The organism is Acinetobacter sp. LoGeW2-3, from assembly GCF_002688565.1.
Lineage (GTDB): Bacteria > Pseudomonadota > Gammaproteobacteria > Pseudomonadales > Moraxellaceae > Acinetobacter.
On the sequence record NZ_CP024011.1, the window covers coordinates 2,156,995 to 2,181,466 of the forward strand.

Consider the following 24,472-nt stretch of genomic DNA (forward strand, 5'->3'; position numbering starts at 1 on the left):
CTTCGGTTTTTTCTTTAACAGTCAAAAATTATTTTTGATCAGGTAAAGCAAAGGCAATGATATAGTCGCCCACATCTTTAGAGTGGCTTGCACCACCTGCAGAAATCACAACATATTGTTTGCCAGTTTTTGGAGATTTATAAATCAGCGGTGCAGCAACAGCAGCAACAGGAAGCTCAGCTTTCCACACTTCTTTACCAGTTTTTGAATCCAGTGCACGTAGGTAATAATCTTGAGTACCTGCGAAGAACACCAGACCAGAAGCGGTTGAAGTAGGACCACCCAGTGTAGGCATACCTAAAGGAATTGGCATATGGGTTTTTACACCTAATGGACCCAATTCTTTTGCTGTACCCATTGGTACTTCCCAAACGACTTTTTTAGATTTCAAGTCGATGGCAGTCATGGTACCAAACGGTGGTTTGTTACAAGGCACACCCAGTTTAGACTGCATGATGTCAATTTTCACACCGGCATAAGGACCAGCCAATTGCGGACGTACTGTACCCATGAATCCTGGAACTTCGTCAGTTGAGATATGGTATTTGCTCATATCTTCTTTACGAACAAGAGACATACGAAGTGGCATACGCATATCGTTGACGTACATCATGCCAGTCGATTCATCAATGGAGATACCACCCCAGTTGAAACCACCAAGCAGGCTAGGCCATTCAATATATGGTTTTTCACCAGGTGCAGTGTATAGACCGTTATAGACAGAGTCCTTAAAGTCGATACGACATGCCAATTGGTCAAAGGTTGAGATCCCCCACATATCCTGTTCAGTCAATGTGGCATTCCCAATTTGTGGCATGCCAACAGAGAATGGTTGGGTAGGAGAAAGTTTTTCGCCTTCAGCACCATTGGTGTCGACTGGACGTTCTTCAACTTTAGTCACTGGTTTACCAGTACGGCGGTCAAGAACGAAGATTTGACCCATTTTGGTAGTTTGAATCAACGCTGGAACTTTTTTGCCATGATTATCAGTCATGTCATAAAGCACAGGTTGTGACGGCAAGTCATAATCCCAGACATCATGGTGAACAGTTTGATATGTCCAAACAGTTTTACCAGTTAAGGCATTTACCGCAACAATCGCAGAACCGAATTTTTCTTTGGCTGTGTTACGGTCACCACCCCAGTAGTCAGGAGGACCATTACCTGTAGGCAAGTAAACCAGATTCAGGTCTTTGTCATAAGTCGGGATGGTCCACATGTTTGGTGTTTCTAAAGTAAAGCCTTTGCCATCTTTAGGTTCACCTACAAGTTCAGGATTACCGACATCCCAAGCCCAAGCCAATTTACCAGTACGAACGTCATAGGCACGTACGACACCAGATGGTTCGCCATGCACAATATCACGTACCCAGCCACCTAATACAGCAACATGACCTGCAATCAGTGGAGTAGAAGTTGGGTGGTAACGTTTACTTTGTTCGGTAGGACCCATGTCATGCAGAACATCGACTTGACCATTCACACCAAATTCTGGACATAAAGCACCAGTTTTAGCATTTAAGGCAATTAAACGACCATCAACAGTAGAAGTCAGGATACGTTGTGGACAAGCTTTAATACCAGGTGCTTGTAGGTCTACTGCAGTTAAAGATTTGTCTTTAGTTGCATCATAGTAACCGACACCACGGCAGGTAATATGCTCTGCAGTTTTTGCATGTGGATCATATTTCCAAAGTGCTTTACCGCTGTCACCATCAATTGCTGAAATGATGTTAGTTGGTGTACATGAATACAATGTGCTGCCAATTTGAATTGGTGTATTTTCATCGACACCGGCAGAAGTATCACGACCAGTGTGATAAGTCCAAGCCACTTTCAGATCTTTGACATTTTCAGGGGTAATGTCAGTGTACGGTGCAAAGCGGGTACCGTTACCATTACGACCGAAATATTCCCAGTTGTCCGGGTTTTCTGCATTCGGTTTAGCCAGTGCAGGGTCTTGTACGATATCCACTGGATTGAGAATTTTGCCGTGTGGGAAGAACGCAGCAATCAGGGCTGCGACACAGGCAAAGAAACCGGCAAAGCCAATGATATTGGCAGCTTTGATTTTTGCAGCATTGAGTGCTGGCAGATTTTTACTTGCCCACATGCTGAGGACAAATAAAATAGTTGGAACCACCAGACGTGGAATATATTGCCAGAAGCTTAAACCTTGAACTTCAGCAATCGCCCAGAGGATGGTTGCAATAAAAGTAACGATAGAAAGCCAGAAACCAAGGGCTTTTTTCATAGCATAGAAAATGGCGATTGCAACATAGGCAATCCCTGCAATGAGATAATAACTTGTACCACCAAGGCTGAGTAATTTAGCGCCTTGAATGATCAAGTACAGCGCAACAAGTAAAGTCAGTACGACAACAAAATATCGATAGACTTTAGATCCTGTACGCTCGATAGAGGAGGGTTGTTCAGTGCTCATACCTTGCCTATAAAAAACGGCTTGGTTGCATAAACGGTGAAACAGGAGAATGGGATCAAAACAGATCGAATTAAAAGTTTACAGAGTTTATGTAACTAAGTCTTTAGCGAGGATAAATCCTCAGGAGAAATCAATTACAGTTACATATTCTAACATTTAAGAAGGAATTTTTGACTAGAAAATATAATACAGGCATTGATATTTATCATTTATTTTATTGTTTTAACCAATTTTATTTTCCTAAATACGTTAATTATAAGAAATTTTAAGTAGAGAGTAGGTTGGGTTAATTCTTTCAGATTAAGACTTACTGGATATAAAAAACGCATGCTTTAAGCATGCGTTTTGAGTTGCAAAAGGTTTTTTTACAGTTTATTTTTCAACGAATGCACGTTCAATTACGTAATCGCCCAGAACCCCCATACGTGGAGATTCTTTCAGACCATGTTGGTCAAGAAGTGCAGCAACATCGTCAAGGAATGCAGGAGAACCACAAAGCATTGCACGGTCAGTTTCAGGATTGAAACGCGGCAGACCGATTTTCTCGAATAATTGACCAGACTCAATTGCAGTGGTTACACGACCTTGGGTATGGAACTCTTCACGAGTAACAGTTGGGTAATACACTAATTTTTCTTTAGCACCTAACTCACCAAAGAATTCGTGATTTGGAATTTCGTTCAAAATCAAATCTTGGTAAGCCAGTTCTGAAATGAAACGTGTACCGTGAACGACGATGATTTTTTCGAAACGTTCATAGGTTTCTGGATCGCGAATCACAGAAAGGAAAGGTGCAAGGCCGGTACCAGAAGAAAGCAGGTACAGGTTTTTACCTGGGTTTAAATCATCAAGAACCAGCGTACCTGTAGGTTTTTTAGAAACCAGAATTTCATCGCCTACTTTAACTTTTTGCAGGATAGAAGTAAGAGGACCATCTGGCACTTTAATAGAGAAAAACTCTAGCTCTTCTTCATAGTTTGCACTTGCGATTGAATACGCACGCATTAAAGGCTTGCCATTGACTTCAAGGCCGATCATCACAAACTGACCGTTTTTAAAACGTAATGCAGTGTCACGAGTCGTTTTAAAAGAGAATAATGTGTCATTCCAATGGTGGACGTGAGTAATCTTTTCGACGTTAAAAGCAGCCATTAAAGGTCTCAATAAGTTATCAAATTAGAACAGGTTGCTATTCTAAACCAAATTCATTCTCTATAAACTGAATATATTTAATTGAGCTTATCAAAAAAAGTGATTATGCAAGAATTAACCATACCCATAATTGGTATAATGAAATCTCCCTATAAAGAGAAGTTTGGCATCCCGCGTCAACCTAATCTGGTGGAGGTGGAATCCTATATTGAAATGCAGGGACCATACAATGACTTACTTGCTTTTGAAGGGATTGAGGCGTTTAGTCACTTATGGCTGCTGTGGCAGTTTCATGACAATAAGCATCAGGAAAACAGCAAGTTCCGTCCACAAGTCCGCCCGCCACGTTTAGGCGGTAACAAGAAAATTGGTGTTTTCGCTACCCGTAGCATGTATCGACCAGCACCGATTGGTTTATCGGTGGTGAAATTAAATCGTGTTGAGAAAGTCGGTAAATCGGTACACATCTATGTCACCGGCAGTGACCTGTTAGACGGCACCCCGATTATCGATATTAAACCTTATATCCAGTATTCCGACGTGGTGCTAGATGCACAAAGTGGTTATGCCCAGGATGAGCCAGTACGTAAATATGTGGTCTGGTCAGAACAGGCAGAGCTGGAAAGAGATCAGTTGATTAAAACCAAGGGTCTTTCAGAGCAGATTATTCGGGAACTGGCGGAAGTTCTATCCCTTGATCCGCGCCCGGCTTATCAGGATGATCCGGATCGGGTCTATGGGATGTCATTTGCTAATTTGAATGTGAAATTTCAGGTTATGAACGATACTTTAATCATAAGAGAGCTAATATAGCTCTCTTACAGGGTGAATATTATTGATAATTTACTAGCGTATTTTGAATAGCCGTTATGGCAGTTGGGTTATAAAGTGCGCATGAATTTTCAGCTAATAGTATTTGGTCATCAATTCTTGCATTCACTTCTGCTGGATTTGAGGATGATTTAAATGAATTCCATTCATTAATAATGTCACTTAAGTTGAATTCAACACCTTTTTTATAATATGTTGCTTCATAATATTGCTCATTATATTTCGCGAAGCCTTCATCATTTTCATCATCACTAAAATAAGCAATTGTGTTTTTAAAGACTTTCTGAATAGCATTTGGATCTGTGGCTAAAGTATTCCATGCCGCGGCAAGGAAACTTTGATTTTCGGGTTCATCAATTTCTAAATCTACATATTCTTCTGAATTTGAAATTTCTTGTAGTTGTAAGCAGGTAGATCCTTGAGGAAATTTAATAGGTTTTATACTGTTTATATAATTTGCAGCTATTGCAGATAAATCTGATTCATTCAGATTATATTTAAGATCTATATATTCTTGTGGAAGTATAGTTGGGAAAATTTCTTTATTACTAATATCTAATAATTTGTAAGTTGTCGTGATTTTTAAGTCTGTTGAGTTAATACTGGAATATGGACTATGAATCCATTGGTTACCATTAACAGTCAGAAGGCCTTGATAAGTTCCATATTGTGGATGTTCTTCACCATCTTCATAAACTCCATTAGGGGTTACAATAAAGCTATTATCTGCTTCACCAACAATTTGTTTAGAATAAGCCTTTCCATTATCAATCGTATTTTGTGAAATATTGATATCTAGATCATCAGAACCAGTAGACAAGTCTACAGCTGCCCATTGTTGAAAAGTAGTGCCTGGAATAGGCGTATTTCCAGTATTACTATTATTTGTACTAGTTGTAGATGATGAGCTGCTATCACTTCCACCACAGGCAGTTAACATACAAGCTGAAATTATCGACAACGAAAGTAGTTTAAGTTTCATTTATTATGACTCTATTAAATTTATTATTTTTAGAAGAAAAATAGACAAGAATAAAATTTGTCTATGATTATTATATAAAAATTGGTCCTTTTTCTAAAGCGCCCACCACAAAATCCCGATCAAAACCGCCATATGTAGAATCTGAATTGGTGCAAAATACATGGCGTATTTAAACCCACCGCTCAGACCTGCATTAATCGATTTCGCCAAAGCATGGGTACCCAGACCTATCAGTAATGCCTGAATTAGTCGGGGAGTGGAGGGATCACCTTGGATAACGACACTGGCCATGGCTGCATGAATTTCAAATAGTGAAGCGAACAGAGTGCCCACCAGTAACCCGGCATCACCAAGTAATAATTCCAGCGCATAAACTCCAGCCTGAATCAAGGTTAAGGTAACCGCAATAATGACTGCTTCTTTCAGACTAAACATCCGGCTATCTTCTTCTTTTTCACAATTTTCTTGCGGTTTGGCTTTACGTAATAGAAGAAATGCGCAGGAAGCCAGAATAAGAATAGCAACCAACGAAGGAAGAAAAAGAAGTTTAAGCCAGTCAAAAGACACGCCACCGACTACAATGAATAGCAGTACCAATGTCGAAATACAGGACATCAGGGCTGCACCGGCATTAGATCGGGCATCCATTTCACCTTTACGGACTTGTAGTCCCAACTGGGCAATGGTAGCGGTACTGGACACAAAGCCTGAGGCAATCGAAGACAGTATTAGTGCGTTTTTAGTTGAAAGTAAGCGTTTGGCGATATGTGCTAATGCTTGTACGACTAAAATTAAAGTTAAGAGTTTAAGAATCAGATAAGGATTAAGTACCTTACCCCAGAGAGGTGTATCTGGCGTTAGCGGTAAGCCAATAAGTACCAAGGCCAGTAACAATAAACCATCCCGGAATTCTGCTTCAGTAATCCATTTCCCAGCAATATTGTGCATGGAATGCTTGGCCATCAGAATGACAGTGATGAGTACTGCAAGCCCGGCCGCCAACGGAATATTCCATAGACAAATCGCCCCAATAAAATAGGTCATGACAAAGGCAAGTTCTGTCGTAATGCCGGGATCACTGGACTGATGCTGTATGGAAAAAATCACCATACCTCCAGTAATCAGCGCACCCACCAGACCAATCGCAGTTCCGAATAAAAAGCAGATAGCACCCAGCAAGGCACAGATGGCAAAGGAACGTAAGCCAGCAAAACTCGGCTGTTGCTCACGCTGTCTATGACGTTCCCGCTCCAGGCCGATCAATAAACCACAGCCCAATGCTGAAGTCAGAATCGTGAGCAGTTCCTGAAAAGAACTGTCATTCATAGGCATTGCGCTAAAATCCATACCTGACCTCAGCTGAGTAAATAATTATTATCAAATGTATATCTGAAATATAGGCGATAAGCTAAAGCATGAACAAGAGAGAAATGTGCGAGATGATGTAGGGGGAAGACAGCAGCTATGTTAAAGATTTACCTCATGCAGCAGAAACAGGCAGATGACGCAGCAGGATAATGCGAAAAATAGTAAAAACTTGTTATAGTGAAGGCAAGTTTGGGGACCTATAACAATGAAATTTGACTTTGAAATTGATACCGCCTGGTGTCTGGAGCAACTTTTTAAAGACGGCAAGATTACTGAGCGCGACCGTATGCTGGTACAAACCACGCATCGTCAGCGTGAACAACTGAAATGGCATCCTTTACAGTGGATTGCCAATTTTAATCTGGTCGATCGTTCCCATCCTCAAAGCACCCTTACTTTGAACCGTTTATGCCAATGGCTGTCAGAAAAAACCAATCTGCCTTTTTATATTATTGATCCTTTAAAAGCGGATGTTCAGGCACTGACCGCAGTGATGTCACAGGAATATGCACTGCGTAATCGTATTCTCGCTGTTGAAATCCAACCCGATAAAATTCTGATTGCTACAGATCAGCCTTATAAAACTGAATGGATGTCGAATCTGCAGCAGAATATCAGCCCACGCCGCATCGAGCGGGTACTGCTCAATCCAGAACAGTTGCAGCGCTATATTGTCGAATATTATCAGGTTAGTCGGGCAGTCAGTGGATCACAGAAATCTTCAGCCTATGACCGTGAAAACAAAGGTGTAGAAGCACTCTTACAGCTCGGTGATTCACAAAACCCAGATGCCAATGATCAGCATATTGTTAAACTGGTGGACTGGGTGCTGCAGTTTGCCTTTGAGCAGGGTGCCAGTGATATCCATATGGAACCACGCAAAGATACCGGGAAAATCCGTTTCCGTATTGATGGCGTTCTGCATACCATTTACAACATGCCAGCCAATACGCTGACTGCCGTCATTTCGCGGATTAAAATTCTCGGTCGGATGAATGTGGCCGAAAAGCGTAAGCCGCAAGATGGTCGTTTAAAAACTCGTACACCTAAAGGGCAGGAAACTGAGCTGCGTTTATCGACTTTACCGACAGCTTTTGGTGAAAAGTTGGTGATGCGTATTTTCGATCCAGAAGTCTTGGTACGCAGCTTCCAGCAACTCGGCTTTGAAGGGCATTTACTGAATGAATGGAACGCGTTAACCAGTCATAGTCATGGGATTATTCTGGTCACCGGACCGACCGGTTCGGGTAAAACTACGACTTTGTATTCGACTTTAAAGCAATTGGCAACGGAAGAGGTTAACGTTTGTACCATTGAAGATCCGATTGAGATGCTAGAGCCAAGCTTTAACCAAATGCAGGTCAATAACGGAATTGAGCTGGGCTTTGCCGATGGTGTAAGGGCGCTGATGCGTCAGGATCCAGACATCATCATGGTCGGTGAGATTCGTGATCAGGATACGGCGAATATGGCAATTCAGGCAGCTTTGACTGGGCATCTGGTATTATCAACATTACATACTAATGATGCGCCGTCGAGTCTGACTCGTTTGCATGATCTTGGTGTGCAACCGTTCTTGACTGCAGCGACGATCCTGGGTGTATTGGCGCAGCGTCTGGTACGTAAACTCTGTCCACACTGTAAAGAAGAAGGCTTTATGGATGAGCAGGAGTGGCAGCATTTAACTGCCGATTATCCATTGGCCCGCCCAGAATTCGTGTTCCGTCCAGTCGGTTGTGAAGAATGTCGTCATACTGGCTATAAAGGACGTGTAGGAATTTATGAGTTTATGCCACTCAGTTTGGCAACCAAGCAACTCATTGGTGCAGATGCTAACCTGAACCAGTTGCGTGCTCAGGCGAAAAAAGAGGGTGTAGAGCCCCTCAGAATCGCGGGTGCTCGAAAAGTCATTGAAGGCGTGACGACGCTTGAAGAAGTGCTGCGTGTGGTGCCACTGAATTAATTTTTAAAACACATTTTTAAAAAATGAAGATTTCTTAAGATTCAATTCATCTTCAGCTGTTTTAATGGCTTCATCGAAACAAGACAGCTCTAAAGGTACTGAATATGAAAAGTATGATGAAAGCATTTATCACAGTGGCATTAATTGGTTCAGCAACAACTGCAACTATGGCAGAGACTGCAGTAAACCAAAGCGCTTTTGCCAAAACTGTAACAGTAAAACAAGCCTTGACCATGAAAGATGACAGTAAGGTGCAAATCAAAGGTCATGTCGTGAAATCTGTAGGCGATGAGAAATATCAGTTCCGTGATAGCACTGGTACCATCAATGTCGAAATTGATGATGAATTATGGCAAGGAAAACCAATCTCTGCCAAAACCCCAGTTACTATCATTGGTGAAGTCGACATCGACTACAAACCAGCGAAACGTGTTGAAATCGATGTAGATGAAGTCCGTTTTAACTAAGTTAAAGATTTAGGCAGAAAAAGCCTGGACGAAAAAAGCCATATGCGATATTACACAAAGCATATGGCTTTTTTTATTGTCATTTCATCATGATAGCTTAAAACATCAGGGAAAAGTTTATGCGTATTCTTTTGGCAGAAGATGATGCCTCCCAGGCAGAAAGCATCCAGACCTGGCTGGAAATGGATGGCTATGTGATTGACTGGGTGGAGCGTGGGGATCATGCTATTCTGGCGATTGAACAGCATCAGTATGAGTGTGTGTTACTAGATCGTGGTTTGCCACAGACCAGTGGCGATCAGATTCTGACAACATTGCGTAAGCTGCAGAAAGATACGCCAGTCATTTTTATTACTGCACGCGACAGTATTGATGACCGGGTAAAAGGACTGGATCTGGGTGCTAATGATTATCTGGTCAAGCCTTTTAGCTTGGAAGAGTTATCTGCACGAATTCGTGCCCAGATTCGGTTGCAACAAAAAAATCAGAGTCATTTACTGATTTGGGAAGACCTGCAACTGGATATACAGGCCAAAACCCTGACCAAAGCCGGTAAATTGGTCAATTTAACCGCCAAAGAATTTCAGATTCTGCATAAGCTGATGCAAAAGCCAGAGCATGTCGTGACCCGGGAACAGCTGGAAGAATCTCTCTATGCTTGGGGTGATGAAATTGAGAGTAATGCCATTGAGGTATTTATTTATCAACTGCGTAAGAAGATCGGCACTCAGATGATCAAGACCATACGTGGTCTGGGTTATCGTATGCATAAGGCTGAAGGTTAGACTTATTTATGGCTCAAGTGATTTCACTGCAATACAAGCTGATCAAGAATGCCATGTATAGCTCCATTCTGGCCGGCTGTCTGGCCTGGTTGCTATTGCTGGGTATTTCTGGTTATCAATCGATGCAGATGCATGATGAGCTGATGGAAGAAATCTCGGAACTATTACTGGGTGATGTAACTCAAGCGCAGGGTCGAAATGTAGATGAGATTAGTGAAGAATTTGATATCCAGTATCGACTTTGGCTGGATCAGGATCTGCTAACCACTTCCGAAAAACAAGATCTATTGCAACATCAGCTGCGTCATTCTTCAGGTATCCATTTCCAGTTTGAACACGGTCAGTTATTACGAACCTTAGTCGCTGAAGATGAAGGACTCAAGGTACAAGTCATACAGCCTGTATCGATACGTTTTAAACGGATTTGGAATATTATTCTGGGCTTTGCAGTGATTCTTATCCTGCTATGGCTAGTGCAATGGTTGTTATTGCATTTATTGATCAAGCGTCAGTTAATGCCACTCAACCGGATTTCACAGGATATTGCTTCCAAGTCAGCGCAGGATTTGAGTCCAGTCCAATCGCCAACACCAGAAATTGCCGAACTGCAACCGATCATCAGTCAGCTCAACCGGATGCTGGGTCGGGTAGAACAGTCCTTGACTGCGGAACAGCGATTTACTGCGGATGCTTCACATGAACTACGCTCGCCACTTTCTGCAATTCAGATGCGCTTGCAGGTATTAAAACGCAAATATCAAGCACATGAAACATTGCCTCAGGATCTAATGCAGATTCAGAAAGATGTGAGTCGTGGGACACAGATTCTAGAAAATCTTTTATTACTAGCTCGATTGGATCCGGAACAGAATCAAAATCTGCCTCTACAAAAGGTTAATTTACCTGAACTGATTCAGGATGCATTAAAAACACTTGCGCCGTTTGTAGAAGAAAAACAGCTAAACCTAAAACTTGAGCTTAATCCCGCTGATATTTCAGGAAATGCTGAACTCATCTTTAGTTGCCTTCGAAACCTGATTGATAATGCCATTAAATATACGCCGTCTACTGGTACAGTGTTGATCCAGTGTGATCATCAGGGCAATAAAGCAGAGATAGTGATCGAAAATTCAGGAGAGGGAATTTCTGAGGAAACCTTACAGCGACTCGGTGAACGGTTTTATCGAGCTTTGGGCACTAAAACTCAAGGATCAGGTTTAGGGCTATCGATTTGTCAGAAAATCATGCAACTGCATCAAGGCGAGATCCAGTTTACACACTCTGAACTTGGTGGGCTCAAAGTAGTATTAATTTTTGATCAAAATTATTAAATTGATGGAATAAAAAAGCAGTACGCGCTGATTCATACTGCTGATTACCACGTTTGCTCTGGGCGTTATTTTAAATTATTTAGTGAGAATAAGGCGATTATTTCGGGTCAGACGTAAGCGGTATTCTTCACCGGCATGCATGATACGAATCTCGCGACCGAGGGCGAACAGATTATTTGAATGCAACATTGGTAAAGCATGCTGAGTGTCATTATTACGTGTAAAAAGGCTAAATGGTGCGTTCATTCCATCGACTCCGTGGTATGTTTTTGGATTGGTTTAAATGATAATCATTATCGAATAGATATGTCAATGCCGAACTTTTGTAATTCCTAAAAAAGCCATGATCGCTTACAATTTGTAATATTTCCAGCCATTTTAACTTCTTATGTCCAAACCAAATATTCATGTCGCAATTGCCTTATTATTTCATCAAAATCAGGTATTAGTGGGCTGGCGGGAAGCGAAACTGCATCAGGGGAATAAGCATGAATTCCCTGGCGGCAAAGTAGAGGATAATGAAACTCCTGTTCAGGCCTGTCGTCGTGAGATCCAGGAAGAAGTTGGCATTGATATCGAGCTTTGGCATGCTTTTGACTTTATTCGGCATGAATATGAAGATGTGATTGTACATCTGCATTTATTTCATGCCAGTGTTGCTGAGGCACAATTGGCCCAGATTCAACAGCCATGGAACTGGTATAGCCGTGAACAATTGCAACAGCTGAATTTTCCGAAAGCCAATGATGTGATTTTAGAAAAGCTGTTATGGCCGCAGATGATTAAAATCAGCAGTGAGCTGGTAGATCTGCAGCAATTAAGTTCAGAGCAAATGTTGTATTGGCGTGTAGATGCAAATCCAGAACAGACAGAAAAGCTAAAAATGATAGCTCCAGAACAATTATCAAAATTAATTATTAATTATGAGCTATATCTCCTGTTAAATGAACAGCAACAGCAAGGTATTAAAACTTTGCATCTTAAACAAGGACAATTGAATCAAGTGAGTGATAATGATCGGGTCATCGGTAAGCGTTATATTGCTGCCTGTCATGATCTTGAATCTGCACAGCGAGCAGAACAGCTTGGCTGTGAAGCAATTTTCCTGAGTCCTGTGCTGCCAACAGCAACCCACACGGAAGTAGAACCATTGGGTTGGGCTGCCTTTGATCAGATTACTATACAGATTCAGATTCCTGCCTATGCACTTGGTGGCATCAAAAAAGAAGATTTGAATCTAGCTCAATCCCATCATGCCTACGGAATCGCAGGCATTCGCGGAATATAGGTAAGTTAATTACTAAAAGTAATTAAGAGTTAAAGAACGCTTAAGGCCTTCTGTGCTTTTTGAATGGTCTGAGGATTCTTTTGCAGCTGACCTGCTTTAAGAATCACCTGCCAGAGCTGTTTTTTCATGGCATTACTTTGTGCATAAGTAAGACCACGCTGGGCAAAAGCCTGTGCATTGGCTGGTTTATTTTTGCGATTCGCTACCATACCTAAATATAGATAGGTTTCAGACGACTGCGGCGCCAGTCGTTGTGCCTGGGTGGCATAGGCTTCAGCCTGATCAAACTTTTGTGCTTTATATGCCGCCTGAGTTTGCTGCATCAATTTCTTGAAAGCAGGTAACTGACGGCCATCATCAAACTGCTGTGCTTTAGGCTTCTGCTGCGGCACCACCACTTTTTGGCGTTTGATTTCCGGATGATCATAAGGCGTAATCACCACGCCATCTGATTTCTGTACCCGTGGTTTTGCAGGCGCAGGTTTAGCGGGAACAGGTGGTTCCGGCTCTATTGCCTGACAGCCGACTAAAGCAACTAAAATTGTACCAATCAGGATTTTATGAAACATATATCTCACTCAATTAGTGTGAATAACTACCGCTTGAGATAATACGTGTATCTTGTGAAGAATCCCGTTGGTTTTCCGTTTCAGTTTCTTCAATCCAGATCCCAATTTCATCACTTTGATCAGAAGGGCCTTGTGGCTCCTCTGAATCGATTGTATGTGGAGCAGGGGCATAATGTGATGCACCACATGCAGTGGCCTGATTTGGCATGCTGTGACGCGTCAACGGAATATACATGGCACCTTCACAGCCTTGGGCAGACAAATGACCTGTCGCGCGATCGACCCATTGCCATTGCACTTCACTCGGTTGATGCAGATTCACTGGCTTCTGACGCAATTGCTTCATGACATTGGTCCAGACTGGTAATGCACCTGATGACCCGGTTAGACCAGTGACTTTATTATCATCTAGACCTAACCAGACCACAGTTAAATAATTACCTGAATAACCTGCAAACCATGAGTCACGCGTATCATTGGTAGTACCTGATTTACCTGCCAGACCCAGATTACGTGGTAGAGCGTTATAAGCAGATTGACCGGTACCACTGCTCATCACCTGTTGCAAACCATTGTTCAGAAGATAGGCATAAGCAGGATCAATTGTTGGTTGAACTGTCAGACCATAACGATCAACTAGACGACCATTAGCATCGACCACCGAACGAATAGCTTTGACTGGATATTTGAAACCGCCAGTAGCGAAGTTGCCATATAGGCTCATTACTTCCATCGGCGACATATCTACCGCACCCAGATAAATTGAAGGGTAGGATGGAATATCAGAGGTCACGCCAAATTTCTTCAGATGATTGATAAAGGTCGACATGCCAAATTCCTGCGCCAAACGTACTGCAGACAGGTTATAGGAATTTGCCAATGCCTGTGACATTGGAACCACACCATGCGGACGGCCACTATAGTTCTTTGGCGTCCAGGCTTTACCATCACTTTGAATGCTCAGCTCGCTATCTTCGATCGGACTACCCCAATGATAACGATTCGATTCAAGCGCAGTCAGGTAAATCACGGGTTTCAATAATGAACCGACCTGACGTTTAGCATCCAGGGCACGGTTAAAACCAGTAAAGTCTTGAGTCGAACCAACTGCGGCAATCAGTTCACCATTTTCAGGATGCGTTACCAGTACTGCGCCTTGTAGGTCCTTTAAGCGTTTCGGATTTGATTTGCTTAAGCTCGCAACAGTATTTTTAAAACTTTCCTGAATACGGGTCTGGGCTAATGGATCTAGCGTAGTAAAGATACGCAGGCCTTGATTGGTAATGTCACCTTCCTGATATTCAGTACGTAACTGACGACGCACGATATCCAGGAAGTCAGGGAAACGCGCTGGACCCATGGTTGGTTTTGTAATGACATTGAGAGGGCGTGCTTTCTCGGTTTCATACTGATCCTGGGTCAGATAACCCATCACCAGCATATTGTTTAGCACGATATCACGGCGTCTTTTCGCTGCTTCAGAATTACGCCAAGGGTTATATAGGGTAGGACCTTGAACCAAGCCAACCAGATAAGCCTGTTGAGCAATATTTAATTCACGCAGTGGCAAACCGAAGTAGAACTGGGAAGCTAGACCATAGCCATTAATGGAATAATTACCATTTTGACCCAAATTCACTTCATTTAAATAGGCTTCAAGGATTTCATCCTTGTCATAATGCAGTTCAATTAACAGCGCCATCAGCGCTTCATTGACTTTACGTTTGATGGTGCGTTCTGGTGTCAGATAGAAGTTCTTCACCAGCTGCTGGGTCAGAGTTGAACCACCCTGACGGGTACCACCAGTGATATTACTTACCACCGCACGTGCTAGTCCACGGATGGAAACACCATGATGACGATAGAAATTACGGTCTTCTGTCGCGATCAGGGCTTCAATTAAAGGCTTAGGCACTTTATTCAGCTTAATCAGTACCCGATCTTCATTATGTTGGGGATAAATTCCGCCAATTAATAAAGGCTCTAGACGGGCAATGCCGGAAGTCGATGGCTTGGTGGCACTGACATCATTAATCTGTTCAGCATTAAAGCTGACTTTCAAAATCTGCTCAGGTTCAACCCGATCACCGAAGTCAAAACCACGGGTATGGACATACATCGTATCGCCAGAAGTGACATAACTTCCGGACTGGGTATAGCTTGCAGCACTCTTATATCCGAGCAGTTTTAGCTCTTCCTGAAGATCCTGTTGGCTGACTGGTGCATTGACATAAATTTCCATCGGGCGTGCAAAGACTTTCGCAGGAATGTCCCAACGCTGGCCTTCAAATTTATCACGTACAATATTATCTAGACGAATCAGATAGATACTAAAGGCAACAAAGGCTGATATGACCAAAACGGAAAAGATTAAGGCAATAAACCCCAAACCACGTTCATACTTCATAAATTATGATAAGAGTCTGTAAAATTCTGCTAATCATGCGAAGCTTTTAGGGAATTTGCAATATTTAATAAGAAATTGGTTAAAAAATATCAATTAAAAAATACACTTAGTCTATGTAATATTATTTCGAACTTGCTCTACTTATACATAAAACCAAGGGAAAATTGTCAACCAACCAGAGCTTAATGCTATTATAGGGACGATTCGTAGCGGAGCGACGAGACTGGTGCTAATTTCACATAAGACATTTCGAAATATCGGGTTAGTAGGACGTCCTGATAAATCTTCAGTAGTTGAAACCTTATGTCTTATTCATGATCATTTGTTGAACCTGGGCCTGCATCCCGTTTTCGATGCAGATACCGCTGCGCTGGTACCTTATGAAAATACCCAGACGGTCAGCCGCGCCTTGCTGGGCGAAGTGGTCGATCTGGTAATCGTGGTCGGTGGTGATGGTTCATTGCTACATGCTGCCCGGGCACTGGTTAAATATAATATTCCTGTCATCGGTGTGAACCGTGGTCGCTTGGGCTTCCTGACCGATATCAAGCCGACAGAAGTGATCTTTAAGCTAGATCAGGTGCTCAAAGGTGAATTTCAGCTTGAGCGACGTTTCCTATTAGAACTGGAAATCCGGTCTAAAGGCGAGATCATTCATGATGCGATTGCCTTGAATGATGTGGTACTACACTCAGGTAAGTCCGTGCATATGATCGACTTTGAGCTGAATATTGATGGACAATATGTCTATCGTCAGCATAGTGATGGTCTGATTGTATCGACACCAACCGGCTCAACAGCTTATGCACTTTCCGGTGGTGGTCCAATTGTGCATCCAAGTATGGATGCGATTGTGCTGGTGCCGATGCATCCGCATACCCTGTCATCCCGACCAATTGTGGTTGGGGGGCAAAGCGAAATTAAACTGGTGATTCGTAAAAATCGCGTGATGCCGATGGTTAGTGCAGATGGACAACACAGTATCTCTTTGAATGTGGGAGATACGGTCCACATTCGCAAACACCCATTTAAACTGCAACTCTTACATCCACCGGGTTATGACTTCTATATGGCGTGTCGAACCAAGCTCGGCTGGAACCAAGACTTTGATTATCAGAATCGGGATTAAATCATGAATATTGAACAAATGCTTTCTATGCTCAATCCTGAGATTGTAGACCGACTGCGTACTGCGATTGAAATCGGTAAATGGCCAAATGGTGTGGCACTAACGGATGAGCAACGTAAGACGTGTATGCAAGCTGTGTATGCCTGGGAGATCAAACATCTGCCTGAAACTGAACGCAGTGGTTACATCGACCGTGGTACTAAAGAAGAAGGTGAACAATGTGATGATGACCATCACAAGAATGAACCGGAATTCAAGCCAATTCGTTTCGTTTAATTGAAACCCAAAAAAGACCACATTGGTGGTCTTTTTTAATGTCTGAAATAAATGACTTTGGTCAAACCGCAAGACGCGTATTCCAGAGCTCTTTAGCTTTCTGCATCGCTGCTTCGTAACTGTTACATACTTGCATCGTATATAGCGCAATACCGATAGTTTCAACCACCGCGATTTCGCCATACTCGTGTGAACGCTTGCCATCCCAGACTTCTTTAAAGATTGCCAGGTCCAGCTCTTCTTCAACTGGGCTACGGTTGTCGGTTAGTTTAGGCAATTCATGTTCATAAAGCTCACCATTCTTGATACCACAAATTAAAGTCTTGGCATCTGGATTACGCTCAAATTCACCACCTTCACCTTTAATCACGGCACTATTCTGATAACCGAGCTGGAAAGCAGCACGTTGATGTGACCCACGATAAGCCGGATGGAAAATTGCCTGTAAAGTCACCTTGGCATTAAATGGATTAATCAGACGAGCCAAAGTATGAATCGGGGAGCGCAGGCCCATGACATTACGTAGACTAATTAGCTCAGCCAGAATTGGTGAAATTACGTCTAAAGGCAGATAAGCAAAATGTCTTGCTTTAAGCTGTTGTTCAACTTCAGCATCACTCTGGCAAATTGAATAGCCTAAGTAGGCTAATACCTGTTCGGTATAGACCCGATTCAGGGTATGGCCTGAAGCGCCATGCATCACAATATTATAACCATGCTTGGCTAAGGTGAGGGCAGACAGAATAAACCATGGATAGTGCTTACGCTTACCTGCATAAGATGACCAGTCCAGATCTACATCCAAAGTTTTAAAGTTAAGCTGATCCTTGGTTGCTTGAACAAAACCTGCCAGTTCTTCAACTGATTCTTCTTTTACCCGAAGAAGCATCAGGAAGGCACCGAGTTGAACATCCAGCACTTCATTTTTCAAAATCATACTGAAGGCTTGATAGGCTTCATCATAGCTGAGCGAGCGTGCACCATTCTTTCCTTTGCCAATAATGCGGATAAATTGTGCAAATGGGTGCTCAGCATCTTTATAGATATTTCGTTTCGTGGTCATGATCATGCATCGATTATATTCATTAAATATCAACATATTTTACGCTGATATTGGTATTTCACTGCCTTATTTTGCAGGTTTATTATAGGGTAATAAGACTATAGTCTAAGATATATTGTTTATTATTTAATCAAATTTAACATTTAGGCTAGAACTAAAGTTGAAAAAGCAGGTAAAATTTATCCTAGTTATTTGTGTTTGCTTCATCTCCTGATCGATGCACTGACTTTTTGTTAAGCGTAGTGCTCCTGTGATTGTTAATCACACATACACATTCGATTTTTTAGTATCAGATTTTTCTCGGTACTTAGGCGCTTTTTGTCTCCGACAATCAAGGCATAGGACGTTTGTTATTTTTTAATAAACGAAAACTAAATATTACTTCCTCTCGAAGTAGATCGTGAATGAATATCATGGCTAAAAAACCTATTTATAAGTCACTTTATTTTCAAGTGATTGTTGCCATTATTGCCGGTATCCTTGTGGGTCACTTCTCACCAAGCGGTACGCAAATTATCAATGGTGCTGAGCAATATGTTCCGGGTCTAGGCGAACAGCTAAAACCGTTGGGTGATGGCTTTATTCGCTTGATCAAAATGATCATCGCACCAGTCATTTTCTGTACCGTGGTAAGTGGTATTGCAGGTATGGAAAGCATGAAATCTGTCGGTAAGACCGGTGGTATTGCTTTACTGTACTTTGAAATCGTATCAACGATTGCCTTGGTGATCGGCCTGTTCGTGATCAATGTGGTTAAGCCTGGTGCAGGCATGAACGTTGATCCAGCATCGCTAGACACTGCCGGAATTTCTAAATATGTAGAATCTGGTGCATCACAGTCTACGGTTGATTTCTTTATGAATATCATTCCAAACACCGTAGTGGGTGCATTCGCTGAAGGTGAAATCCTTCAGGTATTGCTATTCGCGATTCTGTTTGGTTTTGCCCTGCATCAATTGGGTGATAATGGTAGACCAGTACTTAAATTCATCGATCAAATTTCACATGTATTCTTTAACATCGTGAATATGATCATGAAACTTGCGCCAATCGGTGCATTCGGTGCTATGGCATTCACGATCGGTAAATATGGTATTGGTACTCTTGCGCAGCTGGGTCAATTGATCCTGTGCTTCTACCTGACCTGTGTGCTGTTTATCTTCCTTATTCTGGGTTCGATCGCACGTTTCACTGGCTTCAGTATCATGAAAATGATCCGTTTGATCCGCGAAGAGTTGCTGATTGTACTGGGTACCTCATCTTCTGAATCTGTATTGCCACGTATGCTGAAAAAGCTGGAACTGGCAGGTGCAGAAAAATCAGTCGTAGGTCTGGTGATTCCAACAGGTTATTCATTCAACCTGGATGGTACGTCTATTTACTTGACCATGGCTGCAGTCTTTATTGCACAAGCAACCAATACTCAGCTTGATGTATCACATCAGATCACTTTATTGCTGGTACTGCTGATTTCTTCTAAAGGTGCAGCAGGTGTAACAGGTTCTGGCTTTATCGTGATGGCTGCAACATTGTCTGCTGTAGGTCATATTCCAGTTGCTGGTCTGGCACTGATCTTGGGTATTGACCGTTTCATGTCTGAAGCACGTGCGCTGACTAACTTGATTGGTAACTCATTGGCAACGCTTGTAGTAGCAAAATGGGTAGGTCAATTAGATAAAGAAAAACTGGATTATGCATTGAATAATCCAGCTGAAATTGATGAATTAATGCAGCAAGAAGGCATTAAATCTCACTGATTTTAGTCTGTGTATAAAAAGGAAGCTTCGGCTTCCTTTTTTAATTTTTATTAAAATAAATTGACTGTAAAGTTTGAAAATAAATCATATCAGCCCATGACACTTCGACTAAAAATCGCTAGCCTGTCAGTGGAAGTATAATGATAAACACAACAAGGATAGAACAATGCTGGCATATGATGCAGACCTGGAATTATTCCGCGATAACTTTAAACGCTTCATGAGCGAACAGATTGCGCCGTACTATGAGCAATGGGAGCGTGAGGGCAAGATTCCACGTTCGGTCTGGAGTGCGCTGGGTGAAAATGGTTTTCTTTGCGTTGATATTCCAGAAGAATATGGTGGCTACGGCGTACCTACCCATTACTCATTAATGCTGCTTGAAGAATCTGCACGCGCAGGTTTTAGTGCCATCTCGATTGGTTTGTCATGTCACTCTGATATTGCTGCACCGTATATCCTGCATATCGCCACTGAAGAACAGAAGAAATACTGGCTGCCTAAAATGGTTACAGGTGAGGTGGTCGGTGCGATTGGTATGACCGAGCCGGGTGCCGGTTCTGATTTGCAGGCGATACGTACCAGCGCCATTTTGCAAGATGATCACTATCTGCTAAATGGTTCTAAAACCTTTATCTCTAATGGTCAACATGCAGATCTAGTCGTGCTTGCAGTGAAAACCGATCCACAGGCGCGTGCTAAAGGCGTTTCATTACTTTTAGTGGATACGCATCTGGACGGTTTTAAAAAGGGCACTAATCTGGACAAGATTGGCCTTCATTCACAGGATACTTCCGAGCTATTCTTTGATAATGTCAAAGTGCCGAAAGACCAGCTACTGGGGCAGCCAGGACAAGGCTTTGCTTATCTGATGCAAGAGTTACCACGTGAGCGTACTGCCATTGCTGCAACTGCTTTGGGGGCAATTCGTGGTTCGATTGATATCACCACAACTTATGTAAAAGAGCGTCAAGCTTTCGGTCAGCAGATTGGTCAGTTCCAGAATACCCGTTTTGTCCTAGCTCAAGCCAAGATTGATGAGCTGGCGACAGCGGCATTTTATAATCAGAATGTTGAGCTATATATGCAGGGCAAGCTTGATGTAGAAACGGCAGCGGCTTTAAAGAGCTTCTCGACCGATATGCAGATGAAAATCGCAGATAATTTGCTACAGCTGTTTGGTGGTTATGGCTATATGACGGAATATCCGATTTCACGTTTCTTTGTCGATGCGCGTATTCAGCGTATTTACGGCGGTACCAATGAGATCATGAAAGAGATCGTGGCGCGTAGCCTGTTAGGGCGCTAAGAGCCTTTAAAATTATATTTAATAAAAATGAGCCTATAAGGGCTCATTTTTATGCGAGGGAGCAAATCACTTTTATCATGTTTAAGACCTTAATACTTCCAAACACTCATCGATAAATACCGGTAAATCATCTGGTGCACGTGAAGAAATTAACTGATTATTGTCATTGACCAGCTCCACATCATAATAACGACCGCCGGCATCTTGCAGCCAATGTGCATGGTCACGAATGCTGGTAATGATTCGGTCTTTAAGGACATCCGCTGCACCCAAAAGCAGTGAGCCATCACAAATACTAAAAATGGTTTTATTGGCTGCATTAAATTCCTGAATCAGCTTGAGAACGACAGCATCTGAAGTGAAGCTAAGAGGTGATTCTCCGCCCGGAATCAGTAAAGCATCAAAATCATCGACGCAGATCTGGTCAACGCTTTCGTCTATCGTCACTGAAGCTGTATGTTCCCGACCATAAATCACTGTGCCTGCCTCATGGTCAATGTTACAGATGCTATGACTTGCAGCACGAAATGCTTCTACAGGTTCAAAATATTCCTGATCATCAAAATTATGCGTGACCAGCACGGCTATTCTTTTTGGCATGTATTTACTCCCGCCTAAGTTTTAAACAGACTAGCGAGAGAAGGTTTGAAAATCGTCTCTACTTTGTAAAGAAATACGTGTTAAATGTAAAAATGTCTGTTAAAACAAGTAAAAATCGCATAGAGGCAGGATTTTCAGCGGTGATTTTTAAATGAACTATGGATTATGTGAGAACTACCGTCTATCGCTGATTTAGAGCTGTGAGCATGATTTTTCTTATAGTTAAAACCGTTATATAGATTAAGAAATAGTGATAATTCATCTATCCTAAAATCAGTTAAGATGCTGAAGCAAACTTTACAATTTGATAATGTAATTTTTGCTGAAAATGCTGTGGAAAATGTTACCAAACATTGCAGATACGATGAGTGGTTAGGCGACGCATAAATAACTGACTTTTATAAGACAAAGTCATATTGCGTAACATTTCAAAGCTTACTATTGTTATACTGAAACAGTTACGGTTTATGAAGGGCGACATAACAATGATCAACGACGATCAAAACACTACGACTTCTCTTGATTTGGCTAAGATTCGTGAAGATATCGATTCAGTTGATCAGCAAATTCAGCAACTTATCAACCGCCGTGCGCGTTTAGCAGAAGCTGTAGCAAAGGCAAAGTTTGCTTCGGAAGAGAATCCACTGTTTTACCGTCCTGAACGTGAAGCGCAGGTTTTGCGTAATGTTATGGAACGCAATGAAGGCCCATTGTCAGATACGACCATGGCCCGTCTGTTCCGTGAAATCATGTCAGCTTGTTTAGCACTTGAAGCACCACAAAGTATTGCTTTCCTAGGGCCTGTTGGTACCTATACACATTCAGCAGTTTTAAAACACTTCGGTCATGATGCTGTGGTACGTCCATTGCCAACCATTGATGAAGTGTTCCGCGAAGTAGAAGCAGGCAGTGCGCATTATGGTCTGATACCTGTTGAAAACTCATCTGAAGGTGTGGTGAACCATACTTTAGATTGTTTCAAGACTTCGCATTTGAATGTGATTGGTGAAGTTGAACTACCGATTCACCATCAGTTCCTGATTTCCGAAAATACCCGTAAAGACAGCATCAAACAGATCTATGCGCACCAGCAAACACTTGCACAATGTCGTAAATGGTTAGATGCCCATTATCCAGGTGTGGAGCGTGTAGCGCTTAGCTCAAATGCTGAAGCAGCACGCCGTATTCAAAATGAGTGGCATTCTGCTGCGATTGCCTCTGAAATTGCTGCGAATATCTATAATCTAGAGATTATGCACAGCAATATCGAAGACAATCCGGAAAACACCACACGTTTCCTGGTGATTGGTCGTGAAAAAGTGCCACAAAGCGGTAATGACAAAACTTCACTGCTGGTGTCAGCACATGATCGTGCCGGTGCATTGCTTGAAATTCTTGCACCATTTGCCAAGCACAACATTAGTCTAACAAGTATTGAAACTCGTCCTGCACTTCCTGAAAAATGGGCTTATGTATTCTTTATCGATCTGGAAGGTCATATCGATCAGGAGCATGTTAAAGCTGCGATTGAAGAAATCCGCCCATTGGTGAAAGAAGTTCGCGTATTGGGTTCATATCCTCAAGCTGTACTTTAAGTCAGCCATCTGTGGTCAGTGCGAGGGTGCTGACCGCTGTTTCACACGTAAATCGGAAGTATAAAATGTCGTTCGTGCCAGCCAATCAAGGCATCTCAAAGTTAAAGCCATACCAACCAGGTAAGCCAATCAGTGAACTTGAACGTGAGTTAGGTATCACTGATATCGTGAAACTTGCTTCAAATGAAAACCCATTGGGTTGTTCCGATAAGGTCAAAGAAGCAGTCGCTGCAGAACTGGCAGAAATTGGGCGTTATCCTGATGGTGGTGGTTTTATCCTGAAAGATCAGATTAAGGCACAATTTGGTTTTAATCATGACCAGATTACTTTGGGTAATGGTTCAAACGACCTGCTGGAAATTTTTGCGCATACTTTTGTCTCAGATAAAGATTCAGTGATTTATAGCCAGCACGCCTTCGCAGTTTATGCATTGGTAACTCAAGCGATTAATGCTGAAGCGATTGAAGTGCCAGCAAAAGGTTTCTCGCATGACCTTGAAGCAATGGCGGCTGCAGTTAAAGACAATACCAAACTGATCTTCATCGCAAACCCAAACAACCCGACAGGGACATGGTTTGAAGAAGCTGAATTTGAAGCGTTCATGCAGAAAGTTCCTGCGAATGTGATCGTGGTGCTAGATGAAGCGTATGTAGAATATTTCCCTGAGAACTTCAACAGCCTGAAATTCCTTCAACAATATCCAAACCTGATCGTGAGCCGTACCTTATCTAAATGCTATGGTTTGGCTGCGCTTCGTGTTGGTTTTGCACTGGCATCTGTTGAAGTAACTGACTTCTTGAACCGTATCCGTCAGCCATTCAACGTTAACCATTTGGCGATGGTTGCTGCCGTTGCTGCACTGAAAGATGAAGCATTTATTGAGAAATCTCGTGAAGTGAATAAAGCGGGTATGGCACAGCTAGAAGCTGGCTTTAAAGCTTTGGGCCTGAACTATGTACCATCTCGTGCTAACTTCATCTTGGTCGATGTACAAGCTGATCCAGCAGAAACATTTAACAAGTTACTCAAAGAAGGTGTGATCGTACGTCCAGTCGGTATTCCGAATCACCTGCGCGTATCGATTGGTACGGAAGCTGAAAATGCCAAGTTCCTGACTGCATTGGGAAAAGTACTAGGTTTAGAGGCGAAAGCTTAA

The 24,472-nt window shown here is 42.3% G+C and carries 21 protein-coding genes; 12 read left to right on the plus strand and 9 right to left on the minus strand.

The window, feature by feature from the left end; genetic code table 11:
* Positions 1-28: 28 nt before the first annotated feature.
* Both BS636_RS10505 and BS636_RS10510 read right to left on the minus strand, forming a co-directional pair.
* On the minus strand, positions 29-2,443 hold the full coding sequence (locus tag BS636_RS10505; RefSeq protein ID WP_099338713.1) for a membrane-bound PQQ-dependent dehydrogenase, glucose/quinate/shikimate family: 2,415 nt from the start codon (positions 2,441-2,443) through the stop codon (positions 29-31).
* A gap of 372 nt (positions 2,444-2,815) precedes the next feature.
* A complete protein-coding gene (locus BS636_RS10510) occupies positions 2,816-3,595 on the minus strand; it encodes a ferredoxin--NADP reductase (RefSeq protein ID WP_005236496.1) in 780 nt (259 codons plus the stop codon).
* A gap of 105 nt (positions 3,596-3,700) precedes the next feature.
* Between BS636_RS10510 and tsaA the strand changes: the two genes are divergently transcribed.
* Positions 3,701-4,408: a tRNA (N6-threonylcarbamoyladenosine(37)-N6)-methyltransferase TrmO gene (gene tsaA / locus BS636_RS10515; RefSeq protein WP_099339649.1), complete on the plus strand. Its 708-nt coding sequence runs from the start codon at positions 3,701-3,703 to the stop codon at positions 4,406-4,408.
* Between the two features lie 19 nt (positions 4,409-4,427).
* Here tsaA and BS636_RS10520 read toward each other — a convergent pair whose 3' ends face one another.
* Together BS636_RS10520 and BS636_RS10525 are read right to left on the minus strand one after the other, a co-directional pair.
* Positions 4,428-5,408: a hypothetical protein gene (locus BS636_RS10520; protein WP_150128998.1), complete on the minus strand. Its 981-nt coding sequence runs from the start codon at positions 5,406-5,408 to the stop codon at positions 4,428-4,430.
* Positions 5,409-5,501: 93 nt separating this feature from the next.
* A complete protein-coding gene (locus tag BS636_RS10525) occupies positions 5,502-6,755 on the minus strand; it encodes an MgtC/SapB family protein (RefSeq protein ID WP_099338715.1) in 1,254 nt (417 codons plus the stop codon).
* A gap of 226 nt (positions 6,756-6,981) precedes the next feature.
* Here BS636_RS10525 and BS636_RS10530 point away from each other — a divergent pair, with 226 nt between their 5' ends.
* The 4 genes from BS636_RS10530 to BS636_RS10545 all read left to right on the plus strand — a co-directional run bounded on the left by BS636_RS10530 (position 6,982) and on the right by BS636_RS10545 (position 11,322).
* Positions 6,982-8,739 (plus strand): GspE/PulE family protein, encoded by a 1,758-nt coding sequence (locus BS636_RS10530; protein ID WP_099338716.1) that lies wholly within the window; start codon positions 6,982-6,984, stop codon positions 8,737-8,739.
* Between the two features lie 104 nt (positions 8,740-8,843).
* Positions 8,844-9,206 (plus strand): NirD/YgiW/YdeI family stress tolerance protein, encoded by a 363-nt coding sequence (locus tag BS636_RS10535; RefSeq protein WP_099338717.1) that lies wholly within the window; start codon positions 8,844-8,846, stop codon positions 9,204-9,206.
* Between the two features lie 119 nt (positions 9,207-9,325).
* A complete protein-coding gene (locus BS636_RS10540; protein WP_099338718.1) occupies positions 9,326-9,991 on the plus strand; it encodes a response regulator transcription factor in 666 nt (221 codons plus the stop codon).
* An 8-nt stretch (positions 9,992-9,999) separates the two neighbouring features.
* On the plus strand, positions 10,000-11,322 hold the full coding sequence (locus BS636_RS10545; protein ID WP_099338719.1) for a sensor histidine kinase: 1,323 nt from the start codon (positions 10,000-10,002) through the stop codon (positions 11,320-11,322).
* 75 nt (positions 11,323-11,397) lie between these two features.
* Here BS636_RS10545 and hemP read toward each other — a convergent pair whose 3' ends face one another.
* On the minus strand, positions 11,398-11,568 hold the full coding sequence (hemP, locus tag BS636_RS10550) for a hemin uptake protein HemP (RefSeq protein ID WP_004784247.1): 171 nt from the start codon (positions 11,566-11,568) through the stop codon (positions 11,398-11,400).
* A gap of 142 nt (positions 11,569-11,710) precedes the next feature.
* On the opposite strand from hemP, the gene BS636_RS10555 reads away from it, so the two are divergent.
* The gene (locus BS636_RS10555; protein WP_099338720.1) at positions 11,711-12,610 is read left to right on the plus strand and encodes a thiamine phosphate synthase; all 900 of its coding nucleotides are present in this window, start codon (positions 11,711-11,713) and stop codon (positions 12,608-12,610) included.
* A gap of 29 nt (positions 12,611-12,639) precedes the next feature.
* Here BS636_RS10555 and BS636_RS10560 read toward each other — a convergent pair whose 3' ends face one another.
* The gene (locus tag BS636_RS10560) at positions 12,640-13,179 is read right to left on the minus strand and encodes a hypothetical protein (protein ID WP_099338721.1); all 540 of its coding nucleotides are present in this window, start codon (positions 13,177-13,179) and stop codon (positions 12,640-12,642) included.
* Between the two features lie 13 nt (positions 13,180-13,192).
* Complete coding sequence (gene mrcB / locus BS636_RS10565; protein ID WP_099338722.1) at positions 13,193-15,586, minus strand: penicillin-binding protein 1B; 2,394 nt, start codon at positions 15,584-15,586, stop codon at positions 13,193-13,195.
* Between the two features lie 226 nt (positions 15,587-15,812).
* Here mrcB and BS636_RS10570 point away from each other — a divergent pair, with 226 nt between their 5' ends.
* Positions 15,813-16,715 (plus strand): NAD(+) kinase, encoded by a 903-nt coding sequence (locus tag BS636_RS10570; protein ID WP_228206897.1) that lies wholly within the window; start codon positions 15,813-15,815, stop codon positions 16,713-16,715.
* A 3-nt stretch (positions 16,716-16,718) separates the two neighbouring features.
* Positions 16,719-16,991 carry a YeaC family protein gene (locus BS636_RS10575; protein ID WP_099338724.1) on the plus strand — a complete coding sequence of 91 codons (273 nt, stop codon included), beginning with the start codon at positions 16,719-16,721 and terminating at the stop codon, positions 16,989-16,991.
* Positions 16,992-17,052: 61 nt separating this feature from the next.
* Here the strand turns inward: BS636_RS10575 and BS636_RS10580 are convergent, their stop codons facing one another.
* Positions 17,053-18,054, minus strand: a complete 1,002-nt coding sequence (locus tag BS636_RS10580; RefSeq protein ID WP_099339650.1) for a glycosyl transferase family protein — start codon at positions 18,052-18,054, stop codon at positions 17,053-17,055.
* Positions 18,055-18,467: 413 nt separating this feature from the next.
* Between BS636_RS10580 and BS636_RS10585 the strand changes: the two genes are divergently transcribed.
* Entirely contained in the window at positions 18,468-19,811 is a 1,344-nt protein-coding gene (locus BS636_RS10585) for a dicarboxylate/amino acid:cation symporter (protein ID WP_099338725.1), read from the plus strand.
* 166 nt (positions 19,812-19,977) lie between these two features.
* The gene (locus BS636_RS10590) at positions 19,978-21,120 is read left to right on the plus strand and encodes an acyl-CoA dehydrogenase family protein (RefSeq protein ID WP_099338726.1); all 1,143 of its coding nucleotides are present in this window, start codon (positions 19,978-19,980) and stop codon (positions 21,118-21,120) included.
* A gap of 81 nt (positions 21,121-21,201) precedes the next feature.
* Here BS636_RS10590 and BS636_RS10595 read toward each other — a convergent pair whose 3' ends face one another.
* Entirely contained in the window at positions 21,202-21,720 is a 519-nt protein-coding gene (locus BS636_RS10595) for a DJ-1/PfpI family protein (protein WP_099338727.1), read from the minus strand.
* A gap of 485 nt (positions 21,721-22,205) precedes the next feature.
* On the opposite strand from BS636_RS10595, the gene pheA reads away from it, so the two are divergent.
* Together pheA and hisC are read left to right on the plus strand one after the other, a co-directional pair.
* Positions 22,206-23,315: a prephenate dehydratase gene (gene pheA / locus BS636_RS10600; RefSeq protein ID WP_099338728.1), complete on the plus strand. Its 1,110-nt coding sequence runs from the start codon at positions 22,206-22,208 to the stop codon at positions 23,313-23,315.
* A gap of 65 nt (positions 23,316-23,380) precedes the next feature.
* Positions 23,381-24,472 carry a histidinol-phosphate transaminase gene (gene hisC, locus BS636_RS10605; RefSeq protein ID WP_099338729.1) on the plus strand — a complete coding sequence of 364 codons (1,092 nt, stop codon included), beginning with the start codon at positions 23,381-23,383 and terminating at the stop codon, positions 24,470-24,472.